Raw genomic sequence first — 11,962 nt, 5'->3', positions numbered from 1 at the left:
AATGAATTTATGTTTTTTTGGAGATAATCTTTTTGGTAAGTTATCTCTAAGGTCTGAAAATGAGAACAGAAGGTGGGGATGGGCATCTGGAAATTTGGAGTGGTTTGGAGGGGGGGATGTAAAAGATGTTTGGGGTATGAAAAGAGTGTTTTTCAGATGCCCTAAATATATAATAATATACAATATTATATAAAATTATGCTTATATTGTTTTTTTCTTAAATTCCCTGAAAGTACTGTGAATAAATAGCTAAAACCAGCAGTACAAACATTTTTTAAGAAAGTAAGCTTAATAAAAACGGTTCAACTTCAGGAAGTGTTCAGCTCAGGTATAACCTCATGATACCCTGCTCATCTCCAGTCTAACAGAGGCATATGTTCAAAAAATGAAGAATACATTATCTTATCAATTGCAATAATTTCAAAGAGGCTTTTTATGTTTTGTAAGCATGATCAAGACGGCTACAGGGAAACCATTCCAGGCATCAGGATGAAGACCGTGGTTTACGGGGAAAAGACCTTGATGACCGAATTTCTTCTGGAAGGAGGAAGCTTCCTTCCTGCACACAACCATCTCCACGAACAGACTGGCTACCTTATTTCAGGAAAAATCTTTCTGACAATCGGAGACGAAAGACTTGAAGTAAACCCTGGAGATTCCTGGAATATTCCGGGCGAGGTTTCCCACAGCGCGGAAGCCGTGAAAGATTCCGTGGCTGTAGAGGTCTTTTCTCCGAGAAGGGATGAGTATATAATATAACTCCAAACATTCTTTTTTCCTTTTTCCTAAATGTCGGTCGTCCACCATTACATGGTTGATTTTTTTGAGTGAAAAGAAAACAGGTCATCCCCAGTGTCGCGTCAGCAGTAAAATGTCGTATATAATCGATTACAACTATTCTGAATCATTTAAATCCTTGAGGATTGATGCGACACTAGCTACACAGTTGATATTTGGTCTCAGGTTTCCAGCCTGCCTAATGCTTTTGTTTTTATTTACTGCACACAGGCGGGCTCAAGCCGGGTGCAGCGCGTGGAAAGAAAGAAAGAAAGAAAGAAAGAATACGAGTATCATTTACGGCCATTTCGGGAATACCAACCAGTTAACCAGAGTAACCTGATATTTGTTTTTAATTTTGTTTTGCGCTTTAATTTGACCTCTTATTTCAAATTCTCTGTTTACAGGTTTACTCTTGTTACAGGTTTAGCTTGTCCTTTCTTTTATCACTCTTCCGGAATATCTTCTGTAAATCCATTCGACAGCAAAACAGGAAACAATCGTGAGTGCGAGCAGTCCCAGGGTGGATTTTGAATTCATGAATTCATAGTATGTCAGCACCACCAAGAAAATAAAGCTGCTGAGAAGGGAAGCCCATATCAGATAGGATTTTGCCCCGGTTTCCTTTAGCAGGTGTAGGTGGGAAGCGTTAACTGCTACATAAATTATGAGACTGGAAGCACTGGCAAGCATACCGATTCCCTCAAGCCGGAGAAAGTTTGCGCAGAGGATGACAAGCCCCGAAGTGATAAAGAGCCCTTCAGTGCCCCTGTTCCAGAGTTTCCGTTCGAAAAATTCGGGCAGTTCTCCTTCTCGGGCAAGCAGGTAACTTACGTTTGCTCCTCCGTAAAGGGTAGCATTGATTGCAGAAGAGGTGGAAAAAAGGGCAGCTAGAGCCATTATTTTGAAGCCGAGATCGCCAAGGAAAGGCTTTGCAGCAGCCGCAAGGGCATAGTCCTGTGCACTTTCAATTTCTGGGACTGTGAGGTTCCCCATCACTGCAAGGCTGACGAGCACATAAATAATAATGACCAGCCCTACGCTTAAGTACAGGGCTCTCGGGAGATTTTTTTCCGGGTCTTTCATATCTTCTGCAGCGTTGGTTATCAGCCCGAAGCCCTGGTATGCGAGGAAAACCATTCCAGCTCCAAAAAAGAGATTTCCAGAAGTTGGCCAGGCCGAGACCGAGAGGTTTGCCGGGTTCATATAAAAAAGGCCTGCAACGGCAAAAAGCAAAAGGATGCCCACTTTTATTGAAACAATGAAAAGTTCCGATTTCCCCACGGCTTTTGCCCCTACAAAATTGATAGTCGTAAAAACAAGGATAATAGCCGTGGCAAAGACATTGTCCCAGACCGGAGCCGAACCTGCCGGCAGGAAGGTTACTGCATAGTACGAAAAACCTTTTGCATAGAGGGCAAGCCCGAAAACATAGCCCACCCAGAGCAGGAGGTTGAGCCCCCCGCTTAAAATCCCGTCTCCGAACCCTTTCAGGAGAAACTCAACCGGTCCGCCTGCCGAAGGATACCTGACCCCCATTTTTGCATAGGAATAGGTGCTTAAAAGGGCAACAGCTCCTGCAATGATAAAAGACATGTATACCGCGTTTCCGGAAATCCGGGCAGCTGTCCCGAAAATCGAAAAAATGCCTGCTCCAACCATTGCTCCAACTCCTATAGAAGTTGCAGCCCATAATCCCATCGACTTCGTTCCTGCCATAGAATATTCCAATTTTTAATTATCTCTTCTCTTTTATTAATCTTTTTTCTCTATTAATAATCAATCTTTTGCGGTCCGGCAGCTTATACAGCCTAAGTTTATACAGCCTAAGTTTATACAACCTAAGTTTATACAACCTAAGTTTATACAACCTAAGTTTATACAACCTAAGTTTATACATCTCAATTTTTCTCAAATCAGTTAATGGAGATTATGCACAAATTTTATTTTGGGACTTTACAATACTGAAATTTTTAGCTGAAACTCTAAAGTTCTCAAAAGCGGGTTGATAAATGAAAAAAAAATTGACTTTACTCAATGAGAATATTCAAAACCATCTGTTACTTTGCTTATTTCTATAGTGAAGGAAAAAATTTAAATCTTTAAGGAAATATTTTATTGGAGACGGAAAGAGGTTACTTTTAGTTTTAAATGAATTTCGGCTATAATCTATTCAGATCCCCGTTATCCAATTTTTCGAATTTACCAACATTTGTATATTTTTTAATCTTATATTAACTGGTTTATTTAATCTAAAGGTAATTCATCTATAAGTTCATTTAATCTGGAATTAATTAGCAAATCATCTATAAGTTCATTTAATATGGAATTAATTAGCAAATCAACTATAAGTTCATTTAATCTGGAATTAATTAGCAAATCAATGAATTGTCATTTAGATAGACTTAATTCTCATTTAAACCTGACATCACTTAATTGCCATTTAATTGTGGATAAAAATACGATAATTTATCTAATAATCTATCATCTAAATAGAATTCATCACTATCATCTAAATAGAATTCATCATCTTAATATCAGGATAGGCGAAATAAAATATGAAAAGAAAATGGGAACGGGACTTAGGACTTCAGGGACGAATGCTTTTCACGATGTTTCTTCTGGCAGCAGTTTATCTCTTTTTCTTGGCATTTCTTTCTTACTATGGAACGTCTCAGATTTTCATGGTTTTATTCATCGGGCTCTTCATGGGCATTCAGTACTTCTACTCGGACAAAATGGTGCTCTGGACAACAGGAGCACACATAGTCTCTGAAAGCGAAGAACCGAAGCTTCATGACATGATCACCAGGCTATGCGCAATAGCTGACCTCCCGAAACCGCAGGTAGCAATTGTCCAGACCCGGGTTCCAAACGCCTTTGCCACAGGCAGGAGCCCAAGTAAAGCTGTTGTTGCAGTCACAACCGGGCTTATGGACAAACTCTCTCCAGCCGAACTTGAGGCGGTGCTTGCCCATGAACTGAGCCATGTAAAGAACAGGGACATGGCTGTCCTGACGATTGCCAGTTTCATCTCAACAGTGGCTTTCTACATTGTCCGCTATAGCCTCTACTTCGGAAATATGGGAGGAAATAGGCGGCGGGACGGCGGAGGCATTATAGTTGTCTGGCTTGTTTCAATTGCAGTCTGGGTCATCAGCTTCCTGCTTATCCGCGCCCTTTCCCGCTACAGGGAATTTGCTGCAGACCGGGGGTCGGCAATCATCACCGGGCAGCCTTCAAATCTTGCTTCTGCCCTTATGAAGATAAGTGGGCTAATGGAAAGGGTGCCTAACGAGGACCTCAGGAAGGTCGAGGGAATGAATGCTTTCTTCATTATCCCTGCAGTCTCGGGTTCTTCAATTATGAACCTCCTTTCCACTCACCCTTCGGTGGAAAAAAGGCTAGCTCAGCTTGAAAAGATGCAGAAGGAAATGAATTAAATAAGGCAAATCTGAAGAAGAGTTTTTCAGAGGAGATAGGTTAAAATGGGTTTGCGAGATTTTATGGATGCAATCACAGGAAGGAGCAGGCTTCCGAAAGCAAAAAGTGAAAAGCTCTTTGCAATCTCCACAGCCAGTATTACACTGGAGAGCAATATGGGCCTTAAACCCTCAGGAGCTGCGGGAATTTGTTTTAAGCCGATAGGGGCTACAGCTTATGAATCCGCCCGCCAGGAGATCGAAGAGCTTCTGGAGTACAGCTCAAAGGAGACTGAAACCGAGTTCAGGCTGGAAAAAGATGAGTTCAACTTCCTCTGGGCTATTTTTAAGGACCCTGATTTCGAAGACCTTGTTGCAAACATCCACCTCGTGAGCCAGACCCTTGAAGACCGCGGCTTTGGCGAGCAGATCCTCTGTGCCATTTACAAGTTTGGCAGCGAGCCTGAAGCCGGGACAGCCGGACATGAAGGAAGGCCCGGGGAAAAGGCCGGCGGTGGAAAAGCAGTTTACTGGATCTATAACTTTAAACAGGGAACTTACTATCCTTTTATTCCACTTTCTAACAGGCAGAGAGACAGCCCATTTGAATTCAGGCTCAGAACCGCAATGGAGAGGGAAATGCCGGTCGAAAAAAATGTGGAAAAATGGTATCCTCTCTGGGGAATCCCTTTTTAATAATGGCTAGACTTTTATAATTTGCAGATGTATATAATTTGATTTCAAAAGATGTATATAATTTGATTTCAAATTTTCTTTATTTTTGAAGGCCTGATATTTACGCTTATTTCAAATGAAGGATTATATAGAAACGGTCAATATTTAAATAAAAAAGGACATTCTGATTTTCGATGCTTCTCTTTGGACATCTTGGCATTACGCTCGGAATCTTTTTTGGGCTTGGGATTTTTATACCCCGATTAAGAACTCTCATAAATCCACGCTATCTGGCAATCGGAGCTATTCTGCCCGATTTAATAGACAAACCGATAGGTGAAGTTATTTTTGCTTCAACTTTTGCGAACGGACGCATTATAGGCCATACCCTGCTGTTTTCCCTTCTTCTCTTTCTGATAGGTTTATACATGTACGGAAAAAAAAGAGATATCAGGGTTCTTTCCCTTACATCTGGCTCTTTTTTGCACCTTTTTGAAGACCAGATGGGGTTAGATCCTCAAACTTTCCTCTGGCCCCTATTCGGATGGAGTTTTCCCAGAGACTCAAGGGATTACATTGGAATTGAACACATATTGGAAATGTTTGAAGAATCTTTTCACCTTGAGTTTTTGCAAAGCCACATAACTAAAATTCTAGTAGTGTTAATAGGGTTTGTTCTGGTTTTTTATTTATCTAAAAAAATTATGGAAAAAGAAGAACTCTGAATATGTCGGTAAATAATTCTGTTGAGATAGGAAGAGAAAAACACTGATATATTGGAGTGAAAAACTCTGAAGATATTGGAAGAGAAAAACTCTGATGAGATCGTAAAAAAGCAGTTTATAAGGTCAAAATGAATTTTATAATGAAATAGCCGCATATTATGAAGCCTGTAATGTATAATCCGGCTGTTAGAGTATCTGGTTTGTCATCATTTTTTTTCATTCCGTTTCCTCTGTTTTTCTCTATGTTATTTATTCGCTTCTTCAAGATGTTACATTTGTATTATATCTGAACCTATTATCTCTCTGAACCTGTTATACTATTTTGGTATGAACTTGTATTTATATTTTTGAACTGGGCTTTCTGTTCAAGAGAAGCAGGATAACGCCTAGCAAAGCAACAACAATACTATTGATGATGATTATTTTTCGCAGAACACTTCCGTTAAATGTCTTTTTCCATACAGAAACATATTCGCTGGAAATGTAATTTTCAGCAGGATATTCTTGAAGAAGCTTGTCCAGCACCGCCTTTTCCGAGCCGTCTGCTGTAAAGATAAAGATTTCATTTGCATATTCCGGATGAAAATATTCATTCGTTTTCTTATAGTTGAGGTTTCTTGTTACAAATTCATTAAAAGTGTCCGCATCATACTGATAGAGTCCATAGTTTCTTTTTGCGTCAAAGGAGATGTAACAAATATCATAGCTGTTTATGCCCACGATGGTATAGGTTTCATTTTCATAGTTTACCATGCTGCCGATTGCCCGGGTCAGCGTTTCATTGGTGTATGCAAAGTGCTTTTCCAGCAATTTCTTTGACATTGTAATTTCGTGGGCGCCGTCCCGGGGAAGCCTGCCTTCTTCCAGATCTTCTGTCCCGTAGGGGATAGCAGTCTGATGAAGATAATCCTGTGCTATAGCTTCAGGCACTGCAATGAGATTCAATTTATCCAGTAATCTACCTTCTCTTGCAGTTGTATAAATGATGTGATCTAAATAACTGGTATCATAAAGAATTACATTCTCAACCCCATCCATTGAAGCAATATCAGGTATGTCTTCGTAGCTTATCATCCGATCATAGTTCTCGGAATCGATATTCAATCCGGCACCTCTGACATAAACTGCATTAAGGTCCCCATATGTGTGGTCTGCCTGATAGATAGCAATGATATTGCCTGGGGGTATGGTTTCCGTACTATATCCGTTGGTAATCTGAGAATATGTGAACAGGGATAAGGCTGTGATAACAAGTACTGTTAGTAAGACTGACAGAATTTTGATTTTTTTATTTTCAGAGATTATTTTTAGCCACCTCCCTGCTGTAAATGGAGAAGTGAATCATAATATTCGGTAAATTCTACTCTACATATATTAATCTTCTTTTTTGTTTACTGCTCCGTTACTATAGACTTGTTTCCTGTGATCCGGTCACGAGTTACACCTTGCTCAATTATGGCTATTATTTGCTTGAGGCTGAATGCCTGATAGCCATTAATTCTGTAGTGTGATCGAACATTTCGCAAGTTTTTTAAGCTGTCATTTAGTATTTAATGCGCATGCCCGTGCTAAATCTATACTTTCTCGCCTTCGAGATTCTGGTTTTAGTGCTCTTTCTGGCCTGTCTGCAAAATGCATGGCAGCGAGGCTCCTGGGTAGTCTGGCAACTTCTTTCCGGGGTGCTCTTCGGCTTGCTGCTTGAATGGGCTACAATCCAACAGCTCGACGCCTACGAGTACGGACGCTTTCTGGTAATGCTTGGGCCTGTCCCTGTGGTCGTTGGGGTGGCCTGGGGAACTATCATCTATAGCGTTCGCTCCTTTTCCGATAGAACCAGCCTTCCGGAATGGGCACGACCGGTGCTCGATGGCCTGATGGCTTTGAATATCGACCTTTCCATAGATGCAATTGCCATCCGCCTGGGCATGTGGGATTGGGGAAAAGGTCTTGATTACCAGTACTTTGGTGTCCCTTACAACAACTTCTGGGCATGGTTCTGGGTTGTGTTCTCATTTTCAGCAAGCCTTCGATTGCTATCAAAGCTCCCTAACTTCTGGGGACGCTGGTTCTCCCCTGCAGGAGCTATAATCTGCGGCACCACGGGCGTGCTTATTACCAACGAGCTCATTACCAACATTCCCAATGACCTGATACATTACGCTACTATCGCTGCAGTCTTAGGAAGTGCTCTGCTGTTGATATTGGCATTACACCCGGAATTCCCGGTACAGTCTCAGGCTGCATTTGTCTTTCTTGTGCCTCTCGGATTTCATGCCTATTTCCTGATAGCAGGACTGGTTTCAGGCGTCATCCTGAACCCTCCCTTTTTGCTGGTGGTAAGTATAGTTATGAGCATAGTAGCACTTGGGCTTCATCGAGATGCTCTAAATTACTGGTATCGGTCTAACAGAGAAAGCAAAACAGAGAAAGCAAGTAATTAGACCACCGGTTAACCCCCATCTAACAATCCTTTTACGCCCGTCTTTTAAGGTCCGACCCAACGAGGGAGCATTACAAACGAACATATCTAACTATGGAGGGGAAAATAATGTCCAGATTTCTATTCTCAACCGGGATGGAAAAATCTGAACAACAATGCTTCCTCCTGAAAATACAAATGTAAAAATTAAATTTGTTCAGTATCATGACCGTTTGATAAACAGATTAAACCTTTTAATTTCATGCTTGTAGGTAATGGTGCAAAAGCTGGTATAGATGGCGAGAAGGTTAAACCTATTGCTGCTTTCAACAAAAATCCACAGATCGTGGTTGAGAAAGAATTCATTGATTACAATACAGGAGATACATTTCAGGGAAGAGAATACTGGAAGCCATTAAGTGATGTGTTCATTGATTACATAAATCATCCAAAAACTAAATTTCAAGGGGATATTGGAGTTTTAGAAAGAAGACATATGAAGCCAAAAGGATGCGTGTATATCGGAAAAGAAACCAATAAGGTTGAAATGCAGGAGCTTGAGAGTAATCACGTTGATATGTATCCTAATATTGAAAAGATAAGGGAATTCGTACTCCATTTAAAGCCTGCTAAAGCTAGGGAGATCGGGATTAAGTACAGAAGTACACTGAAGAAACTGAAAAAGAGAGTACAAGAAGGGGATTTTAATAGAAATACGAAGGAGATGAGGAAGACACTTATTTCCGTAAATCAAAAATAATCAAAATCGCTCATCTTAATGCCTTTCACATCCCTTGTGTCCACAATTAAATAATTAAGTTGCTTTCAGCATCATTCACTTCTTTTCAAAAACAACTCATTCGATGACAGCTTATAGTCCAATAGTCCCGTCTGAATCGATGTATTGGCAGCTACAATCTCTCCCTTCGTGTCTGCAAGGATGTAACTGACAACACTGCCGCCCAAGTAAGTTACATGCCTCCAAGAAAACCAGCGTTTGCCGGTGATCGCATCACCACCGCCAGAAACAATTTTCGCATAAAGCAAATGGGTGATTTTCAACTCCGAAATTTGCTCACGCAAAACAGCGACCTCAAACGGAGAAGCGGTTTGACCATCGACGGTGGTCAGCAGTGCTTTAATGCCCTTGTCAAAGGCAGTTATCAGGGATTCAGACTCCAAAATGTTCTCTTCTACTTCTTGTTTTTCGTCTGTCAACACCTTTAATTCTTGCTGCTTCCTACCTACTAGAGAAGCCAACTCACTGATTTCCGCTGGGGAAGAGTCCTCCTTTTTCTTTATTTCCACTTCTAACTCAGCTACTTTTTTCTTTATTTCCACTTCTAACTCAGCTATCTTTTTCTTTCTTGGTTTTACAATTTCCTGGTGCAATCGATGAACCTGATTTTGTAATTCTCCTCTTCTTTGAACCAATCGTCTTAGCGTTTCGATCAACTGGGATTTCTCTAAACAGTAGAAATTGGTTAAATAGACTGATCGGTTATTTCGTTTCTCTTTTAGTTCTCCCGCGATTAAGATCCGCAGGGCCGTGTCTGACAGAGAGATCTCTTTGCCTTTAATAGTATATTTACCATAGAACATATCGGCAATATCAGTCACAGCACCGATAACGGTCTCTATAGCTTTCAAAGTTGGTGCCACCGCTGACGCCTCCACAAATCCTTTCACTTGCGGAGGTAAATGTGTTTTTTCATTGGCAGCAATTTGTTCATTCAGCGCCTCTTCCAGTATCATCAACTGAGATTTAACTTGCACCAAACGCACATCGTCAATCGCAATGTTAAGATCTTCTACCAAGAGTATTTTCTTATCATCTGAAAGCTTCTCATTCACCTTCTCCACCAATTTCTTTACCTGACTGGTTAAAGTATCGTAGGCTACTAGTTCTACAAAGTAACCGAACTTGTCATCGGTAGTGATTGCTTCCTCCGATAGAGTGGCAGAGGATTCTTTTTCTTTTTCCGTTTCAGTTTCTTCTTTTTCAGTTTCGGTTTCTTCTTCTTTTTCAGTTTCGGTTTCTTCTTGTTTGTCTGTTTCTTCACTCATTGTCCCCACTCCTGTTACTTCAATCTTTTTTAGACACATTTGCTTTTGAAAACCAGAGGTTTTGGAAGTTGAATTACCAGTGCTCAAAGCTCTTACTCATGCAAAATTATAGTTATGAACACAACAATTTACACTTAATTCACAGAAAGGACTAAAAACACAATTCATTTGGCTAGAAAATAGGTCATTTCAATTGCAAGTGTAATTCTTTGCGTAAATGACTATAGTGTACTTTGTTTCGTTCTCATTATAATCCATCTTGAAATTATTGCAAAGTTCTACAAAATATTACATAATATATAAAATCTGTTTTTATATGTAATAGATTTTTGGAATCTATATTACTGAAGATAAATAATTAGTAATTCACATTTCGAACCCCTGCCAGGCTAGGAAAACAATACTTGACTATTGGCCATTTTGTTGATGTTATATCAGTAAAATGATCTTTTTGTATAACATATTGTCACAAGAGTGCCGGGGTTCGGAATGTGAGTAGTAAATATAATAAATACTGTTAACTACAAAAATACATTAATAAAAAAGGAGTAATTTATGATATTTTTAAAGTTATTCTAAAATATAGCGTACACTTTTTTGTTGTTATATCCCCCTAATTTAGTGCAGGGATGGAATTTGAACCCAGAAAATCCTTCTATTTCAGATACCGAGGCTTGCAGGAAAGAAGATTTCCTTTCTCACTCTAAAATTCCCAGCTCTTTCATAAGTTCTTCTGAATATTCAGGTACTGCCCCCGGTTTTGATGCAACATATGTTCCAAGGGCACAGGCTATTGATGCAGCTTTTAATATGCTCAACCCTGAAAGAAAAGCATAAAGGAATCCAGCAGAAAAAGCATCTCCTGCTCCTACTGTATCCGCAACTTCTACGGGAGTGGTTCCAATTTCCTCATAGACTCCATCCTGATAGACATCTGCCCCCTCAGGTCCTTTTGTTATGCAGATTACGGATATTTTCGGGTATCTGTCCGTAAGCAGGCGGCATAGAGATCTACAGGCATACGTGGTGCCGAAAAGCATACCGGAAATTTGTGCTGCCTCTTCTTCATTCATTTTCAGGATTGTGCAGTGTTCAAGGGAAGATAAGATCCATTCCTTTTTGTAGAATCCGGCTCTCAGGTTTACATCGTAGAAAAAGTGTTTTGCTTTTATTTCCGAAAGCAGCCTTTTCAGCGTTTTCCTGTTTTCTTTCGACCTCTGGGCGAGGGTCCCGAAGCAAAAAACGTCCCACTCCTCCGCTGCAAGAGCTTCAAATTTCCTTTCGTCCGGAGTAATCGCATCCCAGGCTACATCTTCATTGATCGTGAAAACAGGGATTCCTTCGTCTTTAAGTTTGACAGTAACGGTTCCTGTTGGCCTTATTTCATCAATCAGGATGTACGAAGTGTCAACTCCCATCTTTTCAGCCCTGGAAAAGAGAATTTTGCCAAGCTCATCCCTTCCGACTGCTGTTAGAACAGCTGGTTTTGCCCCTAATTTTGCAAGGTGAGCTGCAAGGTTAAGGGGAGCTCCTCCGAGGTGGGCGGTGCCTTTGATGATATCAAAAAGGGCTTCTCCGAATGTGAGGGCTTTAATTGGCTTCGATTGCTCTTTTTTCACCTTTCCACTCCATACTGCTGGTTCATTTTCCACTTTATTTTACTAATTGGCAGCCTTTTATTAATCGGTTACTCTAATTCCCTGATATCCAAAATTTCCTTCTTTACTCTATCCACTTTTCATTCTTTACTACCCGTTTCTTCAATCTTATTTTTTCCTTGCTTCCTTCGGCCTTTCACTTCCATTTTTCCTCACTTACGAAACGGCTTTATACCTTCCCTGCTTACGGAAAACCCTGTTAGCCTTAACGACAGGAGA

At 40.5% G+C, this 11,962-nt stretch carries 12 protein-coding genes; 7 read left to right on the top strand and 5 right to left on the bottom strand.

The features are described 5' to 3' along the window. Nucleotide 1: 1 nt before the first annotated feature. On the top strand, nucleotides 2-193 hold the full coding sequence (locus tag PHF18_RS03905) for a hypothetical protein (protein ID WP_300098594.1): 192 nt from the start codon (nucleotides 2-4) through the stop codon (nucleotides 191-193). 242 nt (nucleotides 194-435) lie between these two features. Continuing rightward, the gene (locus PHF18_RS03900; protein ID WP_300098591.1) at nucleotides 436-759 is read left to right on the top strand and encodes a cupin domain-containing protein; all 324 of its coding nucleotides are present in this window, start codon (nucleotides 436-438) and stop codon (nucleotides 757-759) included. A gap of 444 nt (nucleotides 760-1,203) precedes the next feature. On the opposite strand, the gene PHF18_RS03895 is transcribed toward PHF18_RS03900, so the two are convergent. Next, nucleotides 1,204-2,496, bottom strand: coding sequence for an APC family permease (locus tag PHF18_RS03895; RefSeq protein WP_300098588.1), 1,293 nt, complete (start codon nucleotides 2,494-2,496; stop codon nucleotides 1,204-1,206). A 60-nt stretch (nucleotides 2,497-2,556) separates the two neighbouring features. After that, entirely contained in the window at nucleotides 2,557-2,682 is a 126-nt protein-coding gene (locus PHF18_RS18045; RefSeq protein ID WP_367279135.1) for a hypothetical protein, read from the bottom strand. Nucleotides 2,683-3,335: 653 nt separating this feature from the next. Here PHF18_RS18045 and htpX point away from each other — a divergent pair. From htpX to PHF18_RS03880, 3 genes are all read left to right on the top strand, one after another. Beyond that, nucleotides 3,336-4,220, top strand: a complete 885-nt coding sequence (htpX, locus tag PHF18_RS03890) for a zinc metalloprotease HtpX (RefSeq protein WP_300098586.1) — start codon at nucleotides 3,336-3,338, stop codon at nucleotides 4,218-4,220. A 45-nt stretch (nucleotides 4,221-4,265) separates the two neighbouring features. After that, nucleotides 4,266-4,895: a hypothetical protein gene (locus tag PHF18_RS03885; protein ID WP_300098582.1), complete on the top strand. Its 630-nt coding sequence runs from the start codon at nucleotides 4,266-4,268 to the stop codon at nucleotides 4,893-4,895. Between the two features lie 173 nt (nucleotides 4,896-5,068). Further along, nucleotides 5,069-5,599 carry a metal-dependent hydrolase gene (locus PHF18_RS03880; protein ID WP_300098579.1) on the top strand — a complete coding sequence of 177 codons (531 nt, stop codon included), beginning with the start codon at nucleotides 5,069-5,071 and terminating at the stop codon, nucleotides 5,597-5,599. Between the two features lie 339 nt (nucleotides 5,600-5,938). Here the strand turns inward: PHF18_RS03880 and PHF18_RS03875 are convergent, their stop codons facing one another. After that, the gene (locus tag PHF18_RS03875; RefSeq protein WP_367279139.1) at nucleotides 5,939-6,832 is read right to left on the bottom strand and encodes a hypothetical protein; all 894 of its coding nucleotides are present in this window, start codon (nucleotides 6,830-6,832) and stop codon (nucleotides 5,939-5,941) included. A gap of 326 nt (nucleotides 6,833-7,158) precedes the next feature. Here PHF18_RS03875 and PHF18_RS03870 point away from each other — a divergent pair, with 326 nt between their 5' ends. Both PHF18_RS03870 and PHF18_RS03865 read left to right on the top strand, forming a co-directional pair. Next, nucleotides 7,159-8,040, top strand: coding sequence for a carotenoid biosynthesis protein (locus PHF18_RS03870; RefSeq protein WP_300098573.1), 882 nt, complete (start codon nucleotides 7,159-7,161; stop codon nucleotides 8,038-8,040). A gap of 240 nt (nucleotides 8,041-8,280) precedes the next feature. Further along, a complete protein-coding gene (locus tag PHF18_RS03865) occupies nucleotides 8,281-8,778 on the top strand; it encodes a hypothetical protein (protein ID WP_300098570.1) in 498 nt (165 codons plus the stop codon). Nucleotides 8,779-8,849: 71 nt separating this feature from the next. On the opposite strand, the gene PHF18_RS03860 is transcribed toward PHF18_RS03865, so the two are convergent. Both PHF18_RS03860 and PHF18_RS03855 read right to left on the bottom strand, forming a co-directional pair. Beyond that, complete coding sequence (locus PHF18_RS03860; protein ID WP_300098568.1) at nucleotides 8,850-10,085, bottom strand: hypothetical protein; 1,236 nt, start codon at nucleotides 10,083-10,085, stop codon at nucleotides 8,850-8,852. Between the two features lie 698 nt (nucleotides 10,086-10,783). Beyond that, nucleotides 10,784-11,737 carry a carbohydrate kinase gene (locus PHF18_RS03855; RefSeq protein WP_300098565.1) on the bottom strand — a complete coding sequence of 318 codons (954 nt, stop codon included), beginning with the start codon at nucleotides 11,735-11,737 and terminating at the stop codon, nucleotides 10,784-10,786. Nucleotides 11,738-11,962 lie beyond the last annotated feature (225 nt).

This window comes from Methanosarcina sp. (assembly GCF_028693135.1).
Classification (GTDB): domain Archaea; phylum Halobacteriota; class Methanosarcinia; order Methanosarcinales; family Methanosarcinaceae; genus Methanosarcina.
This window is presented reverse-complemented; position numbering and strand designations above follow the sequence as displayed.